This window comes from Saccharothrix syringae, from assembly GCF_009498035.1.
Lineage (GTDB): Bacteria > Actinomycetota > Actinomycetes > Mycobacteriales > Pseudonocardiaceae > Actinosynnema > Actinosynnema syringae.
Genome location: NZ_CP034550.1, coordinates 10,829,572 through 10,849,883, shown reverse-complemented (window position 1 = coordinate 10,849,883; position 20,312 = coordinate 10,829,572). Strand labels below are relative to the sequence as shown.

17 protein-coding genes are annotated in these 20,312 nt (G+C 74.2%); 6 read left to right on the top strand and 11 right to left on the bottom strand.

Going from position 1 to position 20,312, the window contains the following annotated elements:
• Window positions 1-10: 10 nt before the first annotated feature.
• Window positions 11-667, bottom strand: a complete 657-nt coding sequence (locus EKG83_RS46320) for an HAD family hydrolase (protein ID WP_033428236.1) — start codon at window positions 665-667, stop codon at window positions 11-13.
• Window positions 668-732: 65 nt separating this feature from the next.
• Between EKG83_RS46320 and EKG83_RS46315 the strand changes: the two genes are divergently transcribed.
• The 4 genes from EKG83_RS46315 to EKG83_RS46300 all read left to right on the top strand — a co-directional run bounded on the left by EKG83_RS46315 (window position 733) and on the right by EKG83_RS46300 (window position 7,122).
• Window positions 733-1,893, top strand: a complete 1,161-nt coding sequence (locus EKG83_RS46315) for an MFS transporter (protein WP_033428237.1) — start codon at window positions 733-735, stop codon at window positions 1,891-1,893.
• A gap of 62 nt (window positions 1,894-1,955) precedes the next feature.
• On the top strand, window positions 1,956-3,965 hold the full coding sequence (locus EKG83_RS46310; RefSeq protein ID WP_033428238.1) for a PhoX family protein: 2,010 nt from the start codon (window positions 1,956-1,958) through the stop codon (window positions 3,963-3,965).
• Window positions 3,966-4,099: 134 nt separating this feature from the next.
• A complete protein-coding gene (locus EKG83_RS46305) occupies window positions 4,100-6,184 on the top strand; it encodes a PhoX family protein (protein ID WP_033428239.1) in 2,085 nt (694 codons plus the stop codon).
• A gap of 257 nt (window positions 6,185-6,441) precedes the next feature.
• The gene (locus EKG83_RS46300) at window positions 6,442-7,122 is read left to right on the top strand and encodes an SDR family oxidoreductase (protein WP_033428240.1); all 681 of its coding nucleotides are present in this window, start codon (window positions 6,442-6,444) and stop codon (window positions 7,120-7,122) included.
• 60 nt (window positions 7,123-7,182) lie between these two features.
• Here the strand turns inward: EKG83_RS46300 and EKG83_RS46295 are convergent, their stop codons facing one another.
• Window positions 7,183-8,484, bottom strand: coding sequence for an amidohydrolase family protein (locus tag EKG83_RS46295; protein WP_033428241.1), 1,302 nt, complete (start codon window positions 8,482-8,484; stop codon window positions 7,183-7,185).
• A 143-nt stretch (window positions 8,485-8,627) separates the two neighbouring features.
• Here EKG83_RS46295 and EKG83_RS46290 point away from each other — a divergent pair, with 143 nt between their 5' ends.
• On the top strand, window positions 8,628-9,827 hold the full coding sequence (locus EKG83_RS46290) for a hypothetical protein (RefSeq protein WP_153278839.1): 1,200 nt from the start codon (window positions 8,628-8,630) through the stop codon (window positions 9,825-9,827).
• A 7-nt stretch (window positions 9,828-9,834) separates the two neighbouring features.
• Here EKG83_RS46290 and EKG83_RS46285 read toward each other — a convergent pair whose 3' ends face one another.
• From EKG83_RS46285 to EKG83_RS46270, 4 genes are all read right to left on the bottom strand, one after another.
• Entirely contained in the window at window positions 9,835-10,992 is a 1,158-nt protein-coding gene (locus EKG83_RS46285; protein WP_033428243.1) for a sensor histidine kinase, read from the bottom strand.
• 276 nt (window positions 10,993-11,268) lie between these two features.
• Complete coding sequence (locus EKG83_RS46280; RefSeq protein WP_063741249.1) at window positions 11,269-12,390, bottom strand: nitric oxide synthase oxygenase; 1,122 nt, start codon at window positions 12,388-12,390, stop codon at window positions 11,269-11,271.
• Window positions 12,391-12,535: 145 nt separating this feature from the next.
• Window positions 12,536-13,177 (bottom strand): tRNA (guanosine(46)-N7)-methyltransferase TrmB, encoded by a 642-nt coding sequence (trmB, locus tag EKG83_RS46275; RefSeq protein WP_228122996.1) that lies wholly within the window; start codon window positions 13,175-13,177, stop codon window positions 12,536-12,538.
• 93 nt (window positions 13,178-13,270) lie between these two features.
• Complete coding sequence (locus tag EKG83_RS46270) at window positions 13,271-13,852, bottom strand: hypothetical protein (protein WP_084716020.1); 582 nt, start codon at window positions 13,850-13,852, stop codon at window positions 13,271-13,273.
• A 254-nt stretch (window positions 13,853-14,106) separates the two neighbouring features.
• Here EKG83_RS46270 and EKG83_RS46265 point away from each other — a divergent pair, with 254 nt between their 5' ends.
• Window positions 14,107-15,291, top strand: a complete 1,185-nt coding sequence (locus tag EKG83_RS46265; RefSeq protein ID WP_228122455.1) for a S8 family serine peptidase — start codon at window positions 14,107-14,109, stop codon at window positions 15,289-15,291.
• 27 nt (window positions 15,292-15,318) lie between these two features.
• On the opposite strand, the gene EKG83_RS46260 is transcribed toward EKG83_RS46265, so the two are convergent.
• The 5 genes from EKG83_RS46260 to EKG83_RS46240 all read right to left on the bottom strand — a co-directional run bounded on the left by EKG83_RS46260 (window position 15,319) and on the right by EKG83_RS46240 (window position 20,235).
• Window positions 15,319-16,224: an ABC transporter ATP-binding protein gene (locus tag EKG83_RS46260; RefSeq protein ID WP_033428246.1), complete on the bottom strand. Its 906-nt coding sequence runs from the start codon at window positions 16,222-16,224 to the stop codon at window positions 15,319-15,321.
• Window positions 16,225-16,614: 390 nt separating this feature from the next.
• On the bottom strand, window positions 16,615-17,379 hold the full coding sequence (locus EKG83_RS46255; RefSeq protein WP_033428247.1) for an ABC transporter permease: 765 nt from the start codon (window positions 17,377-17,379) through the stop codon (window positions 16,615-16,617).
• A 7-nt stretch (window positions 17,380-17,386) separates the two neighbouring features.
• A complete protein-coding gene (locus EKG83_RS46250; RefSeq protein ID WP_033428248.1) occupies window positions 17,387-18,307 on the bottom strand; it encodes an ABC transporter ATP-binding protein in 921 nt (306 codons plus the stop codon).
• A gap of 280 nt (window positions 18,308-18,587) precedes the next feature.
• On the bottom strand, window positions 18,588-19,379 hold the full coding sequence (locus tag EKG83_RS46245; protein ID WP_228122454.1) for an HAD family hydrolase: 792 nt from the start codon (window positions 19,377-19,379) through the stop codon (window positions 18,588-18,590).
• A gap of 19 nt (window positions 19,380-19,398) precedes the next feature.
• Window positions 19,399-20,235 carry a helix-turn-helix domain-containing protein gene (locus tag EKG83_RS46240; RefSeq protein ID WP_033428250.1) on the bottom strand — a complete coding sequence of 279 codons (837 nt, stop codon included), beginning with the start codon at window positions 20,233-20,235 and terminating at the stop codon, window positions 19,399-19,401.
• Window positions 20,236-20,312 lie beyond the last annotated feature (77 nt).

The window sequence follows — 20,312 nt, the reverse complement described above, 5'->3', positions numbered from 1 at the left end:
ACCGCAGACGCTAGGCGGTGCCCCGGTGGGCCGCCGACAGCGCGGTCGGCAGGTCGGCCAGCCCGGGCAGCACGGTGACCTCCGCCAGCACCGCCGGGTCCGGCGGGAAGTGCGGGTTCGGCACCGCGTACACCGCCATCCCCGCCGCGAGGGCCGAGCGCAGCCCGTTGGTCGAGTCCTCCACCGCGGCGCACCGGTCCGCCGCCACCCCCAGCCGGGACGCGGCCAGCAGGTACACGTCCGGCGCGGGCTTGCCCGCGCCCGCCTCCTCGCTGGAGATCGCCACCGGCACCACCCCGGCCAGGTCCGTCGCGCGCAGGAACGACCGGATCAGCACCGGCGGCGACGAGCTGGCGATGGCCACCGGCCACCGGTCGGCCACCGCGCGGACCACCCGCACCGCGTCGGGCAGCACCGGCGGCCCCTCGGCGTAGCGGCGGTCCATCTCGGCGATCACGCCCGCCGCCGCGTCCTCCGGCGACAGCCGGACGCCCACCTCCCGCACCAGGTAGGCCGCCCACTCGGGGGTGCTCATGCCCTGCATCGCCCTGGTCGCGGCGGGCGTCCAGGTGCCGCCGTGCGCGGCGGCGAAGGCTTGGCGCACCTCGTCCCACATCGTCTCGGAGTCCACCAGCACGCCGTCGAGGTCGAACACCACTGCATCCACCCCACGGACCGTAGTGTGAGCGCACTTACTTCGCTACGCTAAGCAAATAATGTTAGGGTAGCTAAGTGAAATTCTCCGACCAACCCCGTCAGGTGTGGGTCACGGCCTTCGCCGCGGTCATCGCGTTCATGGGCATCGGCCTGGTCGACCCCATCCTGCTGTCCATCGCGGAGGGCCTGCACGCCACACCGTCGCAGGTCACCCTGCTGTTCTCCTCCTACCTGGGCGTCCAGGTCGTGGCCATGCTGTTCACCGGCGTCGCCTCGGCCCGCTTCGGCGCCAAGCGCACCCTGGTCGGCGGCCTCGCCCTGATCGTCGTGGCCACGCTGCTGTGCGCGCTGGCCGGAAGCATCGGCCAGCTCGTCGGCCTGCGCGCCGTCTGGGGCCTGGGCAACGCCTTCTTCATCGCCACCGCCCTGAGCGTCATCGTCGGCGCGGCCACCGGCGGCCAGAAGGGCGCGATCCTGCTCTACGAGGCCGCCCTCGGGCTCGGCCTGAGCGTCGGCCCGCTGCTGGGCGCCCTGCTCGGCAGCTTCTCCTGGCGCGGCCCGTTCCTGGGCACCGCCGCGCTGATGGCCGTCGCCTTCGTGCTCTGCTCGGTCTTCCTGGCCAACGACAAGCCGGCGCACAGCGTCCGCCTGCTCGACCCGCTGCGCGCGCTGCGCCACCCCGGCCTGCTGCGCACCGCCCTGGGCTCCGCCCTCTACACGGCCGCGTTCTTCGCCGTCCTGGCCTGGTCGCCGTTCGTGCTCGGCTGGGGCGCGGTGCGGATCGGCCTGGTCTTCTTCGGCTGGGGCGTGTGCGTCGCGGTCTCCAGCGTCTGGCTCGCGCCGCGCCTGGCCGACCGCTTCGGCGACCGCCGGACCACCGTGGTCGCGGTGCTCGGCTACGCGGTCCTGATGCTGGTCATGGCCGTGCCGAGCAAGCCGCTGCTGGTCGTCGCGGTGATCGTCTCCGGCGTCGTCTCCGGCCTGCTCAACACCCTGTTCACCAGCACCGCGATGAGCGTCAGCCCGGCGCCGCGCCCGGTGGCGAGCGCGGGCTACAACTTCCTGCGCTGGCTCGGCGGCGCCCTCGCCGCGACGTTCGTCGGCCACCTGCCGCAGCCGTTCGTGGTCGCCGCGATCGCCTGCGTGCTGGCCGCGGTCCTGCTGGCCGTCGGGCGCTCCCGCTCGCACGCGGTGCCCGCGACCGCGGTGCTGGTCGGCGAGGAAATCGCCGGTTAACAAAGGGTGAGCGTTGAACTACGGTCGGTTGATCGCCAATCGAGACCGCAGGAGGCGTTCGAGTGAGGCCCTTACCCCTGCTGCCCAACCACCCCGCCGGTCGAGCACGCGTCACCTGCCGCTACCGCTGCGGTGACGCGTGCTTCCACGAGGTGCCCAACACCTCGGCCAACCCCTACTTCGGTGAACTGGTCAACCGGCGCGCGGCCATCAGGGCGGGTGTCGTCGTCGCGGCCGCCGCCACCGCGACGGCCACCGGCACCGCCGCGGCCGAACCCGCCGGAACCCCCACCGCCGACGGCGCCGTCACCGCCGGCCTGGACTTCACCCCCGTCGCGCCCAACACCCTGGACCGGGTCGTCGTCCCGGAGGGCTACCACCAGGCCGTCGTGATCCGGTGGGGCGACCCGCTGTTCCCGGACGCCCCGGCGTTCGACTTCGACCACCAGACCGCCGCCGCGCAGGCCCGCCAGTTCGGCTACAACTGCGACTTCGCGGCCCTGCTGCCCCTCGACCCCGCCGGCCGGGCGCAGCTGCTGGTGACCAACCACGAGTACACCGGCGAGCCGTTCATGTTCCGCGGCTACGACCCGGAGCACCCGACCCGCGAGCAGGTCGAGATCGCCTGGGCCGCGCACGGCCTGTCCGTGCTGCGGGTCGAGCAGGGGCGCGACGGGCGGCTCACCCCGCGCTTCTCCCCGCTCAACCGCCGGATCACCGCGACCACGCCGTTCCGGCTCACCGGCCCGGCCGCGGGGTCCGCCCTGCTCAGGACGACCGCCGACCCGACCGGCACGCTCGTGCTCGGCACGCTGAACAACTGCGCGGGCGGCGTGACCCCGTGGGGCACGATCCTGTCCGGCGAGGAGAACTTCAACCAGTACTTCGCCAACCCCGACCCGGCCGAACCCCGCCTGGCCCGCTACGGCGTCACCAAGACGGCCACCGAGCGCAAGTGGGAGCGGTTCGACCCGCGCTTCGACCTCGCCCGCGAGCCCCACGAGGTCAACCGGTTCGGCTGGGTCGTCGAGGTCGACCCGCACGACCCGACCTCCACGCCGGTCAAGCACACCGCGCTCGGCCGCTTCAAGCACGAGTGCGCCAACGTCCGCATCGCCCGCGACGGCCGCGTGGTCGCCTACTCGGGTGACGACGAGCGCTTCGAGTACATCTACAAGTTCGTCTCCGACAAGAAGGTGCGCCAGGGGAGCAGCCGGTCCGCCCGCCGCCACAACATGACCCTGCTCGACGAGGGCACCCTCTCCGTGGCCCGCTTCACCGGCGACAGCCCGGCGGAGGAGATCGACGGCTCCGGCAGGCTCCCGTCCGACGGCCGCTTCGACGGCCGCGGCGAGTGGGTGCCGCTGGCGTCCGGCGGGCGGTCGTTCGTGCCCGGCATGACCGCCGAGGAGGTCTACGTCTTCACCCGCCTCGCCGCCGACCGGGTCGGCGCGACCAAGATGGACCGCCCCGAGGACATCCAGACCCACCCGCACACCGGCGTCGTCTACTGCGCGCTGAGCAACAACGTCGACCGCGGCAAGGAGGGCAGGGAGGGCGCCACCGAGCCGAACCCGCGGGTGGGGAACAAGCACGGCCAGGTCCTGGAGCTGACCGAGCGCGGCGGCGACGCGCTGTCGTCGACGTTCTCCTGGGACCTCCTGCTGGTGTGCGGCGACCCGGCGTCGCCCGACACGTACTTCGCGGGCTACGACAAGTCGCGGGTGTCCCCGATCTCCAGCCCGGACAACGTGGCGTTCGACCGGCACGGCAACCTCTGGATCGCCAGCGACTCCGGTGCCGCGCTGGGCGCCAACGACGGCCTGTACGCGGTGCCGGTGTCCGGGCGCGAGCGCGGCCACCTCAAGGCGTTCCTCACCGTCCCGGTCGGCGCGGAGACGTGCGGGCCGGTGATCGGCGAGCGGGTGGTCACGGTGTGCGTGCAGCACCCCGGCGAGGTCGACGGCGCGTCGGCCGACAACCCCGTGTCGCACTGGCCGGACGGCGGGGACTCCCAGCCCCGGCCGTCGGTGGTCGCGGTGTGGCGGCCCGGGCGGCGCATCGGGGAGTGACACGTGCGGTGACCAGCCGGTCCCGGTCGGTGGTACCACGAGGTGTTCGCCCGCCGTTCACCTCGAAGTCCGCTGGATGAGGACTTGCGCTCCTAGGTTCGCCCAGTTCCCACTGAGCGATCTCGGAGGTCCGCGTGTCCTCATCCACCGATCGGGGCCGGCGCCTGCTGCCCCTGCTGCCCAACCACCCCCTCGGGCGGTCGGCGGTCACCTGCAAGTTCCGCTGCGGCGACGCGTGCGCCCACGAGGCGCCCAACACGTCCGGCAACACCTACTTCGGTGACGTCGTCGGCGAGGTCGTGCGCCGCCGCGGCCTGCTCAAGGCGGGCGCGGTGCTGGCCGTGGCGGGTGCGGGCGCGGGCCTGGTCGGCGCGGGCACGGCCGCGGCGGCGCCCCACCGCGACGTGGACGTCGACGTCGACCTCGGTGGCGGCCGGCGCAAGGACGGCCTGAACTTCACCGCCGTCACCCCCAACACCGAGGACCGCGTCGTCGTCCCCGACGGCTACGAGCAGGGCGTGGTCATCCGCTGGGGCGACCCGGTGGTGCCCGGCGCGCCCGCGTTCGACTTCGACCGGCAGACCGCGGCCGCGCAGGCGAAGCAGTTCGGCTTCAACAACGACTTCTGCGGCCTGGTCCCGCTCGGCCACGGCGACCGCTGGCTCATGGTGAGCAACCACGAGTACACGACCGAGTCCGCCATGTTCAAGGGCTGGACCGCGGACACCACCACCCGCGAGCAGGTCGAGATCGCGTGGGCCGCGCACGGCATGTCGGTCGTGCTGGTCGAGCGCGACCGCCGCAGCGGCAGGCTCGTGGCCAAGGTCGACCGCCAGTACAACCGGCGCATCACGCTGAAGTCCGAGTTCCGGCTCACCGGCCCGGCCGCCGGCTCCGCCCTGCTCAAGACCTCCGCCGACCCGACCGGCACGCTCGTGCTCGGCACGATGAACAACTGCGCCGGCGGCGTGACCCCGTGGGGCACGATCCTGTCCGGCGAGGAGAACTTCAACCAGTACTTCGCCAACGCGGGCACCGTCACCGACGCGACGGCCAAGCAGCGCCTGTCCCGCTACGGCCTGTCCGGCGGCGCCTCCCAGCGGCGCTGGGAGAAGTTCGACGAGCGCTTCGACGTGGCCCGGGAGCCCAACGAGGTCAACCGGTTCGGCTGGGTCGTCGAGGTCGACCCGCTCGACCCGACCTCCACGCCGGTCAAGCACACCGCGCTCGGCCGCTTCAAGCACGAGGGCGCGAACGTGATCATCGCCCGCGACGGCCGCGTGGTCGCGTACATGGGCGACGACGAGCGCTTCGACTACATGTACAAGTTCGTCTCCGACGAGAAGTACAAGCCGGGCAACAGCCGCTACGCCCGCGAGCACAACAAGAAGCTGCTCGACAAGGGCACCCTGTACGTCGCGAAGTTCACCGGCGACAGTCCGGCCGCCGAGGTCGACGGCACCGGCAGGCTCCCCGCCGACGGCGAGTTCGACGGCCGCGGCGAGTGGATCCCGCTGGCGTCGGGCGACCGCTCGTTCGTGCCCGGCTTCACCGCCGAGGAGGTCTACGTCTTCACCCGCCTCGCCGCCGACGCGGTGAGCCCGACGAAGATGGACCGCCCCGAGGACGTCGAGCCGAACCCGCGCAACCGCCGCGTGTACGCCGCGCTCACCAACAACACCGACCGCGGCAAGGCGGGCAAGGAGGGCCCCACCGAGCCCAACCCGCGCCCGAACAACCGGCACGGCCACGTGCTGGAGCTGGAGGACCACCGCGACAACACCGCCACCACGTTCTCGTGGCGGCTGCTGCTGGTCTGCGGCGACCCCAACACGGCCGACACGTACTTCGGCGGCTACGACAAGTCGCAGGTCTCGTCGATCTCGTGCCCGGACAACGTGGCGTTCGACAGCCGCGGCAACCTGTGGATCTCCACCGACGGCAACGCCCTGGGCTCCAACGACGGCCTGTTCGCCGTCCCGGTCGAGGGCCGCTACCGGGGCCGGGTCAAGCAGTTCCTCACCGTGCCCAGGGGCGCGGAGACCTGCGGCCCGGTGGTCGAGGACGACTTCGTCCTGGTCTCGGTCCAGCACCCGGGCGAGATCGACGGCGCCTCGGCCGACAACCCCCTCTCCCACTGGCCCGACGGCGGCGCCACCCAGCCGCGCCCGGCCGTCGTCGCCGCCTGGAAGAAGGACAAGGGCCGCATCTGCGGCTGACCCAGGAGGAGGGCCCGCGCGACAGCCGGGCCCTCCACCCACCCCGACCCGCGAGTCGAACCTCCAGCACCCTCGTGTCGAACGCCCAGACCCCCCGAGTTCCACACTCGGGCCCGCGAGCCGGACGCCCGCGGCCCTCCAAGGTGGACCCGAACGCAGAACTCGGGGGTCGCGGAGGTTCGACACGAGGGTCCGGAAGGTTCGACTCGCGCCGTCCTCCGGTGGGGCGCGGTGAAACCGCCGGTTAAGGTCCTCGCATGACCCGACCCGTCGCCCTGATCACCGGTGCGTCGCGCGGCATCGGCGCGGCCACCGCCCGTGCCCTCGCCCCCACGCACGACCTCCTGCTGGGCGGCCGGGACGGGACCGCGCTCGCCGAGGTGGCCGGGGCCCTGCCCGCCGCCACGCCCTGGCCGGTCGAGCTGACCGACCCGGACGCGCTCGCCGCCGCCGTGTCCGAACTGGACCGGCTCGACGTCCTCGTGCACAGCGCCGGCATCGCCGAGCTGGGCCCCCTCGCCGAAACCACCGCCGACACCTGGCGCCGCACCCTCGACGTCAACGTCGTCGCCGTCGCCGAGCTGACCCGCCTCACCCTCCCGCTGCTGCGGGCGAGCCGCGGTCACGTCGTGCTGGTCAACTCCGGTGCCGGCCTGCGCGCCAACCCCGGTTGGGGCGTCTACGCCGCCAGCAAGTTCGCCCTCCGCGCCTTCGCCGACGCCCTGCGCGCCGAGGAGGACGACCTCCGCGTCACCTCGGTCCACCCCGGACGCGTCGACACCGACATGCAGCGCGAGGTCCGCGCGCAGGAGTCCGGCGAGTACGAGCCGAACCTCTACCTGCACGCGGACTCCGTCGCGCGGGCCGTCGCCACCGCCGTCACCGCGAGCGACGACGCCCACTACACCGAGGTCGTGGTCCGGCCCCGCCCCCGCTGAACGGGGGCGGACGACCGGTCACCGGTGCGGGGCACCGGGAGCGCCGCGCGCCCCTCCCGCCTACCGCAGCCGGGCGGCCACCTCGCGCACCCCGGCCTGCGCCTCGCGCCGGTCCACCCGCGTCGTCTCACCGTCGGCCACGACCTGCTCGCCCGCGACCCACACGTCCTTGACCCGCCGCGTCCCGGACGCCCACACGAGGTTCGCCAGCACCTGCTCGTCGGGCGCGTCCAGCCCTGTGGCGAACGCCGGGTCGTCCACGTCCACGTGCACCACGTCGCCCCACCGCCCCGGCTCCAGCGCGCCCAGGTCGTCCCGGCCCAGCGCCGCCGCCCCACCGCGCGTGGCCAGCAGCAGCGCGTCGGCCGCCCGCATCGCGGTCGCGTCCAGCGACGTCACCCGCGCCAGCAGCGCCGCCAGCCGGGCCTCCTCGAACAGGTCCAGGTCGTCGTTGGACGCCGGCCCGTCCGTGCCCAGCCCGACCTTCACGCCCGCGTCCAGGTAGGACTTGACCGGCGCGATCCCCGACGCCAGCTTCGTGTTCGACCCGGGGCAGTGCGCCACGCCCACGCCGTGCCGGGCGTAGATCGCGACGTCCTCCGGTGACAGGTGCACCGAGTGCGCCGACAGCACGCGCCCACCGAGCACCCCGAACCGCTCCAGCATCCGCGGCACGGAGCCGTGCGCCTCGCGCTGCGCCACGTCCTCCTCCGCCGACTCGGCCACGTGCACCTGGAGCAGCGCGCCGCGGTCCCGCGCCAGCCCCGCCACCTCGGCCAGCGCCTCCGGCGCCAGGGTGTACGCCGAGTGCGGCCCGTAGCTCAGCTCGACCCGCTCGTGCGGCCCGATCCGCAGCCCGTCCGCGTCGATCCACCGGGTGATCTCCTCGGCCATCGGCCGCCAGGGCAGGCCCGGCAGGTCCATGATCGCCGCGCCGAACAGCACCCGCGACCCGGCCGCGAGCACGGCGTCGGCCAGCTGCTCGCCGTGGAAGTACATCTCGGCGCTGGTGGTGACGCCGTTGCGCAGCATCTCCACCGCGCCGAGCAGCATGCCGACCCGGATGTCCTCCGGCTTCATCCTCGCCTCGGCCGGCCACATCGCCTCGCGCAGCCAGCGCAGCAGCGGCAGGTCGCCGCCCATGCCGCGCAGCAGCACCATCGGGCTGTGCGCGTGGGTGTTGACCAGGCCGGGCAGCAGGATGCCGGTCAGCTCGCGGACCTCGCCGTCGAACGCGGGCGCGTCGGCGCGCGGGCCGACGTGCGCGACCCGGCCGTCGACGACGTCGACCACGGCGTCGCGCAGGACGGAGCAGGCGGGATCGCAGGGCAGGACCACGGGGGCGTGCAGGCGCAACGACATGGTCCCGATCCTGCCGCACACGACCGGGTGACACGCCGACCCGTAACCCGAAAAGTTGGTTTGACGCGCTCGGGCCTTGTTCCCGGCCGAACCGGTCGTAGCCTGCCGGAGCGGGTGGCCGTACTGGTCCGGGAGGAGCGACTGTGGCTGGTGGCAACACGAACCGACGAGGTCAGCGGGCGGTGGCGGTGCTGCGGTCGGAGGCCGACTTCACCGACCCCCACCTGTCCCGCGAGCGCCGCAGGCTCGCCCTGTACCTGCTGGTCCACCTCGTGGACGGGCACGGCAGGCTGAGCACGGCGTACCGGCGGGTGCTCAAGCGCGCGGCGGCCGACCCGCGGCACTGGGCCCACGGCCGGTCGCTCGGCTCGGTGCGCGCCGAGGTGGCCCGCTGGATCGGGGTCGCGGCGCGGTCGGACTGCCGGCCGCCGTGGGACCGGATCGCCGACCTGGTCGAGGCCGCGGTGGACCCGCGGGACGTGCCCGAGGTGCTGGCGACCGCCCGCTACCTGCACTGCCGCGCCACCGGGGAGCCCGTGCCCGACGGCGTGCGGCTGCGGTGCCCGGACTGGATCGGGTCCGGGGCGGCCGAGGTGACGACCGCGCTGATCGGCGGCCCGGAGTGGGCGCGGCGGCACCGGCTGGCCAAGCCGGACCCGATCCAGCTCGAAGCGGTCCCGGCCGGGACCGCCGCAGCCGGGGTGCCTGTGGCTGGGGTGTCTGTGGCTGGGGTGTCTGCGGCCGGGGCACTCGCGGCCGGGAAACCTGCGGCCGGGACCGCCGCAGCCGGGACACCCACGGCTGGGGCACTTGCGGCCGGGACGACTGCGGCCGGGGCACGCGCGGCCGGCACACCCGCCGCCGCGACACCCGCCGCCGCGACACCCGCGGCCGGCACACCCGCGCCCCAACCGGCTCCGGCCCGACCGGCCCGACCCCGGCCCGAACCGGCCGAGGCCCGGTCCGAGCCCCACCCCGACCCGGCCGCCCCCCAGCCCCGGGTGGTCGAGCTGCGGGTGACCACCCCGGACGCGCCGAAGCAGCCGAGCCGGCCCAAGCACGAGCAGAGCGCCTACGAACTGCTCTGGTCCGTCGTCCGGGTGCACCGGGAGGCCGAGGAGCGCCACCTGGCGCGCACGGCAGAGCTGGAAGCCGAGGTCGCGGCCCTGCGCGCGGAGAACGCCCGCCTCACCGGCGACGTCACCTCCTGGCTCGGCGACTACCGCCCGGGCATCCCGGCCCAGCGCCGCCCCGCCGTCACCAGCCGCCACCTGGCCCTGGAGGACGCGTCGAAGGCGTTCACCTACCCGCTGCCCGCGGAGCTGCCGGAGACGCGGGGCTGAACCCGGCTCACCCGCCGACCGGCAGCTCGGCCCGCACCTCCCAGCCACCGCCGGCACGCGGGCCCGCCGCGAACCGGCCGCCCAGCAGCTCGACCCGCTCCCGCATGCCCACCAGGCCGTAGCCGCCGGACCCGCCGACGGGCGCCGACCGGCGCTCCCGCCCGTCGTCGGCCACCACCACGCGCACCTGCCCGTCGGACACGGTCACCGACACGTCCACCCGGGACACGCCCTCGGCGTGCTTGCGGCTGTTGGTCAGCGACTCCTGCACCAGCCGCAGCACCGAGCGGCCCAGCGACGGCGGCACGGACACCGGCAGGTCCAGGTGCAGCCGCACCGGCTGGTCGGACCCCGCCACCACCCCGCGCACGTCGTCGGCCAGGTCGCTGGTCGCGGCCGGGGCATCGGCCTCGGTGCCGCGCAGCGTCCCGACCAGCCTGCGCATCGCGGTCAGCGCCTCGTTGCCGCTGTGCACGATGATCGGCAGCACCTCCTGCGCGGCGGCGGGCACGGCCTGCGCCGCCTGCGCGTGCACCACGATCCCGGTCACGTAGTGCGCCACCACGTCGTGCAGCTCGCGCGCCAGCGCCATCCGCTCGGCGTGCTGCGCCGCCGCGACCTCGGCCCGCACCGCGGTCGCCCGCTCGCGGTCGCGGGCCCGGAAGTACAGGCCGGTGCCCAGCGACAGCGCCAGCAGCACCCCGCCGCCGACCAGCTGCTGCCACACCTCGGGCGCGTACTGCGCCCACTCGCGCAGCCAGTAGTCCGGCCGCAGCGCGTGCGTCGACGCGGACGCCGCCAGCAGCACCACCACCCCGACCGCGGCCCGCCAGGGGGCCGCCTGCCGCACCACGACCGCGATGATCGCCATCACGGCGGCGGCCTCGGAGATCACCAGCCCGGCGACCGCGGGGACGGCCGGGTCGGCGTCGGTGAGCCGCAGCAGCACCGAGGTCACCACCAGCGCGGTCGCGGCCGCCAGCGCCGCGTCGAAGGGCCGCCGGGGCGAGAGCACGGCCAGCGCGCACACCACCGCGGCGCCGAACAGCTGCCACCAGCCGCCCCGCTCGCTGAACAGCTCGCCGCCGAGGAAGAAGAGCAGGGCGCAGGTCAGGGGCCACTGGCGGCGGGCCAGTGCGCGCCACCCGAGGTGAGTGCTCTCCACGACCCGTCACGGTAGGTCCTCCGGTCGTATCCCGCGTCCACCCCCGGTCGGGCGCCCCATCGGCCGTCGGGCTGATCCGAACGCCTGCGGAAACACACCAGTGGCCGATGTCGGATGACGAAACCCGGGGTGACCCTGGAGGAGCAGTCGGGGAACGGAGGACGTCATGTTCGGAGTGGTCGCCACCTGGGCGGGTGCCGTGGTGGGCCTGCTGGTGCTGGTGCTGATGGCGCTGTCGGGCGTGTTGATCGACTCGCAGCGGTAGCAGGGGGTCGCTCAGCCCTCCGCGCGCCGGCGGAGCAGTTCGGCCAGGCGCCCGGGGGACTGCGGTCGGGTCGTCTCCGCGGGGTGGGGGGTGAAGCGCGCGGGTCCGCCCGCGCGGGCCCGGCGGGCCGCCGCCGGGTCGAGCCGGAACGCCGGTCGGTTGCCGGCGGGTCGCTGGCGCGAGCGCAGCCACGACAGCCGGTGCCGCGACTCGGAGTGGTGGTCGGTGATGGTCACCCGCGCCAGGTCGAACGAGTGCAGCACGGCCCGGTTCAGCTCCACCGCGGCCCGGTCGCGCCACAGCGAGCGCTCGGTGGTCGTGTCCAGGCCCAGCGCCTCGGCGACCTCGCGGGCCGCGCCGCAGGCGTGCTCGTCGGCCAGGCTGCGGGTGCCGATCTCGGAGCCGACGAACCAGGAGTTGAACGGCGCGGCGGGGTAGGTGACACCGCCGACGCACAGCCGCATGTTGCTGATCACCGGCACGGCGTGCCACCGCAGGCCGAGGTCGCCGAACCAGGGCAGGTCGGGGTGCTCCAGGCGCACCTCGCGCACCACCTCCGGCGGCACGGTGAACAGCTGCGCGCCCTCGTGCGCGGTCTCCACGACCAGCGGCAGCACGTCGAAGCGGCCGGGTTCGGCCGGTGGCCGCCAGCCCATGCCCCGCACGGCCTCGGTGAACGCGGTGTAGCGGCGGTCGCCGAGGCCGTCGGCGTAGCCCGCGTACCGGACCAGCTGCTCGTTCCAGACGCACGGGCCGGGCGCGGTCGGGGTGTCCGGGGCGAACACCGTGACCAGGGGGCGGATGCCGCCGTCGTGGCAGGCCAGCCGCAGGTGCTCGGCGCACTCGCCGGCCACGGCGGCGGCGTTGCGCAGCCCGCGCAGGTCGCGGACCTTGAGCCGCCGCCACGGCACGCCGCTGGTGCACCAGCCGCTGTCGCGCAGCGCGATCCGCGCGCCGTAGGACAGCTCGTCGGCGGTGTGGCGGTAGGTGCCGGTCGCGGCGACCTCGTCGCGGACCTGCGCCAGGCGCGGCCCGACCGGGCCCGCCTCGGGGTGGGCGATGTGGAACATGCGGAGGAAGGACTCCGCGCCGTCCAGGTCGAACGTCGTGGTTTCGTCGTCCGTTGAGGTCACGGGCGGCAACCGTAGTTGCGGGGGGACGTCACCCGTCACTGCCGGACGGGGCACGTCGGGTGATCAACAAAGATCGCACCAACGAGTGACGAAACCACGCGGAGTCGACTCGTCGTCTCCCCGATCCGGCACCTTTAGTACACGGTCAGGTGAGTTCCACGCGCTCGAACATCAGGTCGTGACTGACCCGGTCCTCCTCGACGGCCCGCTGCTCGAACTTGGTGACCGGCCGCCAGTCCGGGCGCGGCGCCCACCCGTCGAACCGGTTGCGCAGCAGCGGCTCGGCCGAGCAGACCTCCAGCATCTGCTCCGCGTACTGCTCCCAGTCGGTGGCCAGGTGCAGCGTGCCGCCGGGCCGCAGGCGGGTGGCGAGCAGGCGCACGAACCCCGGCTGCACCAGCCGCCGCTTGTGGTGCTTCTTCTTGGGCCACGGGTCGGGGAAGAAGATCCGCACCGCGTCCAGCGCGCCGGGCTCGACGTGGTCGGTGAGCAGGTCGACGGCGTCGCCGCGCAGCACCCGCAGGTTCTCCGCCCCGAGGGCTTCGGCGCGCATCATGAGCTGGGCCAGGCCGGGCTTGTAGACCTCGACGGCCACGTAGTTGACCTCGGGCGCGGCGGCCACCAGCTGGGAGGTGGTCTCGCCCATCCCGGAACCGATCTCCAGCACCACCGGCGCCTCGCGGCCGAACCAGTCGGCGAAGTGCACGGGACCGGCCGGGAGCGCTTTGACCTCGCGGCCCCAACGCTCCCAGTGGCGGTCCCATGCGCGCTGCTGCCCCACCGTCATCCGCTCCCCGCGCTGCACGTAGCTCACGACGGTTCGGTGGTGGGGCGGTCGCTGGTGGCTGGACGTCACGGGCGTACAGCCTATGGTGGGGCGTTAAGCGATGTTCTCCAGGTCCTCGATCTGCTCGCGCAGCTCGCCCGGGGTGAACTCGATCGGTTGGCGCCGGCCGGGGCCGCGGTGCGCCGGGAGCAGGTCCACGAAACCGGGGTGCCGGTCGGTGAACTGCACGGTGGTCGGCTCGGCGGGCCCGTACACGCCGCTCTCGGACGGCACGAACTCCCAGTACCCGACCTCGCCCTCGGTGGCCCAGGGCACGAACACCCAGCCCGGCCGGTTGGCCAGCAGTCGGGTCACCTCGTCCTCGACGGCGAACGCCGCCGCGCGCGAGGCGATCTTGCCGCGGTCGAGGGCCCGCAACCACCAGGGTGCCGGGGCATCGGGTCCGACCGCGCGGAACAGCGCGAGCACCTGCTGCTCGTCGGCCCGGTGGATCCAGGCTCGACGGCTCTGGGCGGGTGAGTCGGCGACGCCGACGCCTCCCGCGGGTTCGATCGCGTGCGACCATTCCAGCGCCAGCATCGGTTCGACGCGGAGGGCGTGGTCGCGTTGCCGTGGCAGTTCCTTCGACCCAGCAGCCGTGGAGTCGGCGTTCAGGTCCGGATCAAGCACCGTCACGGGTTCACCTCCGGGGGGTTCCTTGACGGGGGGCACGAATTCGCGTGCGGGCCGGACACCCACCTCACGATTCGTTGCTTTCCATCTGACCGGGTGCAGAACGATTTGTCATGGCCCTGTGCCGGAGTTCACGACGTCTTAACGAACGTCTTACTCCGGTTGCCGGAATGTGCAAGTGTGAAACATGAGTGACATGGAATATTTGTGACCTCGGCCACAGGGGGAATTGCGTGTTGCGAAGAGCCGTTCCGGTCGTGATCGCGTTGGTGGCGTTCTCGGCCGCCACCACGGGCACCGGACGCGCGCAGACGATCCGGGAGCAGCAGTGGCACCTCGACGCGCTCGGGGTGCCCGCCGCGCACGCCATCACGCGCGGCGAGGGGGTGGTGGTCGCGGTCGTCGACTCGGGCGTGGACGCCACGCGGCCCGACCTCGCCGGCGCCCTGCTGCCGGGCGCCGGGTTCGGCTCGGCGAGCGGCGGCGACGGCACGCGGGACAACGACGGCCACGGCACCGCGATGGCCGCGCTGATCGGCGGCCGGGGCGTCGGCGGCGGCGCGCTGGGCGTCGCCCCGGCCGCGCGCGTCCTGCCGGTCTCGGTCGGCGCGGACGGCGAGCGGTTCACCACCACGTCCGTGGCCGACGGCGTGACCTGGGCCGTCGACCAGGGTGCCGACGTGGTCAACCTGTCCCTGACCTCGGTCGCCACCCTCACCCCGGACCTGCTGCGCGCGGTCAACCACGCCCTCGACCACGACGTCGTGGTGGTCGCCGGCACGGGCAACGACGGCGTGGAGCACGTGGGCGCGCCCGCCAACATCAAGGGCGTCATCGCCGTCTCCGGCACCGTCCGGGGCAACGCGCCGTGGCCGCACTCCAACACCGGGCCGGAGACCGTGCTCGCCGCGCCCGCGGAGGACATCGTCACCGCCATCCCGCTCAGCGCCTCGGCCAGCGGGTACGCCGAGGTCGACGGCACCAGCGCGGCGACGGCGCTGGTCTCCGGCGCGGCCGCGCTGGTCCGCGCCCGGTACCCGGACCTCGACGCGGGCAACGTGGTCAACCGCCTGATCGCCACGGCCACCGACCTGGAGGCACCCGGCCGGGACGGCGCGACGGGCTACGGCCTGGTCGACCCGGTGGCCGCGCTGACCGCCGACGTGCCGCGGGTGGACCGCAACCCGCTGCTCCCGCCGCCACCGCCGCCCACGTCCCCCGCGGCGCCCGTGCCGGCCGCGCAGGAACCGCCCGCCGTTTCCGAACCGCCCGACCGGCTGCCGCTGGTCGCGATCGCGGGCGGGCTCGGCGCGGTGGTCCTGCTGGTCGCCGCGACCGCCTTCGCGCGGGCCCGGCGGAACGGAATCCGTCGGTCGCCCGTCCCGGTGGTGACCGAAATCCCGCCGCCCGACGACGACTTCTGGCACGTCGACCGCCGGTGAATAACCCGACCGCGTGAGACGCGCTCGCTATTCGGCCGCGTGGTATTCCACCGATTCCTTCGTCAACTGCATGAACGCCTGTTCGAGTGAACCGAGCTGCGGGCTCAGTTCGTGGAGGGTGATGTCGTTCGACGCGGCCAGCTCGCCGATGGCCGCGGCCTCCACGCCGTGCACGACGAGCGCGCCGTCGGCCGCGTCGTCCACGGCCCGGGCCCGGCCGTCGAGCAGGGCCCGCAGCCGGTCCGCCTGCGGCGAGCGGACCCGGACGGTGTCCTCGGCCGCCTCCCGGATGAACCGCTCGGTGCTCGTCTGCGCGATGAGCCTGCCGCGCCCGATCACGACGAGGTCCTGGGCCGTCTGGGACATCTCCGACAGCAGGTGGCTCGACACGAACACGGTCCGGCCCTCGGCGGCGAGCCGGTGCATGAACTGGCGGATCCAGAGGATGCCCTCGGGGTCGAGGCCGTTGACCGGCTCGTCGAACATCAGCACCTCGGGGTCGCCGAGCAGCGCGCCCGCGATGCCCAGGCGCTGCGACATGCCCAGCGAGAACGTGCCCGCGCGCCGGTCGGCGACCTCGCCGAGCCCGACCGCGCCCAGCACCTCGTCGACGCGGGCGGCCGGGATGCCGTTCGACCGGGCCAGCCAGCGCAGGTGGGCGCGGGCCGAGCGGTTCGGGTGCACCCACTTGGCGTCGAGCAGGGCGCCGACCACGCGCAGCGGGTGGCGCAGCGACCGGTAGTCCTGCCCCTTCACGGTCACGCGGCCCCTGGTGGGCCGGTCGAGGCCGAGGACCATGCGCATGGTGGTGGACTTGCCCGCGCCGTTGGGCCCGAGGAAGCCGGTGACCCGGCCCGGTGCCACGGTGAACGACAGGTCGTCCACGGCCACGGTCCGGCCGTAGTGCTTGGTGAGCCCGGTCGCTTCGATCACGGCTTCTCCCGTCCGATCTCCAGCTCCTCCGACCCCGGGGTACCGCGGCCGGCCCGTCCGCGACCACCCCGGCCGCTCCGCCTCGGCCGACCGGGTTACCGCGGCCGACCCGCCCTCAATCCCCCGGCCGTTCCGCCTCGGCCGATCGGGTTACCGCGGCCGGCCCGCCTCCGGTCCCCCAGGCCGCTCCACCTCGGCCGGCCGGGGACCGCGGCCGGCCCGCCCCCAATCCCCCGGCCGTTCCACCTCGTGCCGATCCTGCCCCGATCACCCCCCGACCGGAACGGGAACGGGCCCGGGCCGCCTCCCCCGCGAGGCGACCCGGGCTCCCCCTTCCCCTCCTGCCCCGCGCGGTCCGGCCCCCGAAGCGCGGCCGCGCGGCGTCCCACCTCACGCGTCGCGGCGCTTCACCACCACGAGCGAGAGGACGTAGACGACCAGCGCGATCCCGGCGAAGTACGCGAACGACCCCCACGGGCTCAGCTCGCCGACCACGGTCGCGCCCAGCTCCGACGGGTCGGGCCCGGACCCCTCCGACCCGCCGAGGATGAACTTGGAGGCCACCGTGAACGGCATCCACTCCTGGATGTCGTCGCCGATGTTCGGGATGAACCCGACCACGCTCTCCACCACCAGCGCGAACACCAGGATGATCGACACCGCGCCCGCGGTCTGCCGCACCAGCGCGCCGACGCCCAGCGCCAGCAGCGCGCCCGCCCCGTACACCAGGCCGACGCCCGCGACGTGCCGCCACGCGTCGGCGGAGTTCAGCGCGAGCTGCGAGGTGTCCTCGGCGAGCAGCCGGCTCAGCCCCCACGACCCGAACGCGACGGCCTCGCCGAGCAGGGTGGACAGCAGCACCACGACCACGGCCTTGGCGACCATCGGCGAGACGCGGTCCGGCACGGCCTGGAACGTCGACTTGATCGTGCCGAAGCGGTACTCGGTGGTGACCGCCAGCGCGGCCATCACCATGACCACGTAGAGCCCGAACGTGTGGGACAGCACCGTGGCGACCAGCGGCATCGGCGTGCCGTCCCAGTTGATCGCGATGATCGCGGTGATGCCCGTGGTCAGCACGAGGGCCAGGAGCATGCACCACCAGGGCGAGCGGGTGGAGAAGAGCTTGATCCGTTCAACGGCGAGCAGGGTCATCGCGGTGTCACTTCCCGGTCGCGGCGAGGTCGGTGTGGTACTCGACGGAGTCGCCCGTGAGCTGCATGAATGCCTGTTCGAGCGAACCGCGCTGCGGGCTCAGCTCGTGCAGCACCACGCCGCCCGCCGCCGCCACGTCGCCCACCTGGTCGCTGGTGGCGCCGGACACGACGAGCGCGCCGTCGGCGTCGTCGCGCACGGTGAAGCCCTTGTCGAGCAGCATCGCGCCCAGCTTGTCGGCGTGCGGGCTGCGCACCCGCACGGTGTTCTCGGTGGCGCGCTCGACGAAGTCGGTGGTGCTGCTCTGCGAGATGAGCCTGCCGCGCCCGATGACCACCAGGTCCTGGGCGGTCAGCGCCATCTCCGAGAGCAGGTGGCTCGACACCAGCACGGTGCGGCCCTCGGCGGCCAGGCCCTGCATGAACTGGCGGATCCAGAGGATGCCCTCGGGGTCGAGGCCGTTGACCGGCTCGTCGAACAGCAGCACCTTCGGGTCGCCCAGCAGGGCGGCGGCGATGCCCAGGCGCTGCGACATGCCCAGCGAGAACCCGCCCGCGCGGCGCTTGGCGACCTTGGTCAGGCCCACCAGGTCCAGCACCTCGTCCACCCGGCGGTCGGGCAGGCCGTTGGACTTGGCCAGCCACTGGAGGTGGGCGCGGGCGGACCGGTTCGGGTGCACCCACTTGGCGTCCAGCAGGGCGCCGACGGTCCGCAGCGGGCGGTCGAGCTTGGCGTAGGGCTTGCCGTCGATGAGCACCCGGCCCGCGCTCGGCCGGTCGAGGCCGAGGATCATGCGCATGGTGGTGGACTTGCCCGCGCCGTTGGGCCCGAGGAACCCGGTGACCCGGCCCGGCGCCACGGTGAACGACAAGTCGTCCACCGCCACCGTCTTCCCGTAGCGCTTGGTGAGGCCGACAGCCTCGATCATGGTCTCTCCCCTGGACGACGCATCCCCCGTTGTCCAGTACACCCTGGCGGTCCGGGGGCCGCCCGCGCATCGGTCTGTAGTTGACTCGTGGGTCCGACTTCGGTCTTACCCGCTTCCCTACCTCGGTCGCAGTAATCCACGACCACCCTGAGTGGCCGGCCGCCCCGACCCCCGCGTGTCGAACCCCCGACCCCCGCGTGTCGACCCTTCAGCCCCCGCGTGTCGAACCCCAGGACCCCCCGAGTCGAACCCCCGGCCCCCCTGAGTTCCACATCCGGGCCTAAGCCGCGAAGTACCGGTCCAGCACCGCCGCCGCCCCGTCCTCCAGCACGGTCGACGTCACCGCGTCGGCCGCCTCGCGCACGGTCACCGGCGCCTGCCCCATGGCCACGCCGTGCGCGGCCCACCGCAGCATCTCCACGTCGTTGTCGCCGTCCCCGACGGCCAGGGTGTCCCGGGGCGAGACCCCCAGCTCCCGCCGCAGCTCCTCCAGGGCCGCGCCCTTGGTCACCCCGGGCGGCGACAGCGTCAGCCACGGCTCGGTGTGGTCCACCGACCACGCCACCCCCGGCAGCGCCACGTCCAGCAGCCGCAGCCGCAGCTCCTCCGGCGTCCGCCCGACCCACCTCACGACCAGCCGCGACGTCGGCGCGGCCACCAGCTCGCCGCGGGTCACGTGCCGCACCTCGCCCCACAGGTCGCCGTCGGGGAACCGCCCGAGCGACAGGTTCCCCACCCCGGTCACCTCGGTCGCGAACACCGCGCCCGGCAGCAGGTCGAGCAGCCGCGCCACCGCGGGCCCGGGGTCGAACACCACCCGGCGCACCACCTCGCCCGCCGCCGCGTCCCACCACACCGCGCCGTTGGAGCACAGCGCCGTGCCGGTCAGCCCCAGGTGCCCGGCCACGGGCAGGGTGCCGATCAGGCTGCGCCCGGTGGAGAGCACCACGTGCGCGCCGCGGTCGACGGCCCGGCGGATCGCCGCGCGCACCGCGGGCGCCACGTCCTCGCGCCCCACCGGGGTGATCGTGCCGTCGATGTCCAGGGCGACCATTCGGGGTGTCCACGTCACACGAACAGGCTAAATCGCGCTACGAGATGACCCGGAGCCTGCCGCGGGACGGGCCGCGGAGCCGGTCGACCGCCTCGGCGGTCGCCCCGTCCGCGGGCAGGAACACGACGAGCTGCTGCGCGTCCGAGGCCAGTTCGAGGGTTTCGCGCGCGAACCGCAGCTCGGCCCCGGAGGGGTGGTGCAGCCGCAGCTCGCCGCGGCGCGGGACGGCGTGCCGGTGCAGGCGCCGGGTGAGGTCGGGGCCCGCGGCGGGCGCCAGCTCCGCCACGAACCACTCGTGGTTCTCCGCGGCGGGCCCGAGCCACAGGTCGAACGCCTGCTCGTCCGCCACGTCCTCCCAGTCGGCGAACAGCTCCCGGGCGCGCGGGTCGGTGAAGACGTAGCGGGTGAGGTTCGGCGCGTCGCCGTCGAGCAGCCCGGTGCCGGCCAGCACCGACTCGTAGGCCGCGGTGCGGGCGAGGACGTCGCCCAGCCGGTTGGTCACCGCGGCGACGCCCGGTTCGAGCAGGCGCAGGGTCTCCAGGACGGCCGGCCGCACCCGCCGCGCGGGCGGCGCGGGCCGCGGGCGGTTGGCGCACTCGCCGCCGGTGATCTTCGCGAGGTAGCGCAGGTGGCCGCGCTCGGCGGGGTCGAGGAGCAGCGCGTCGGCGAGGGCGTTGAGCACCGCCGGCGAGGGGTTGCGGTCGCGGCCCTGCTCGATGCGGGTCAGGTACTCGACGCTGATGCCGGCCCGCGCGGCGAGGTCCGAGCGCCGCAGTCCCGGCGCGCGGCGGCGGCCGTGCTCCGGCAGCCCCAGCGCCTCGGGCCGGGTGCCGTCGCGCCTGGCCCGGATGAAGTCCCCCAGCGGTGTGCCCACGACCCGAGCATAGGAGCGCCGCCGCCGGTGAGGGTGGCCCTGCGGGGGCCATCCTGGGCACGGCCTCCCCACGACCG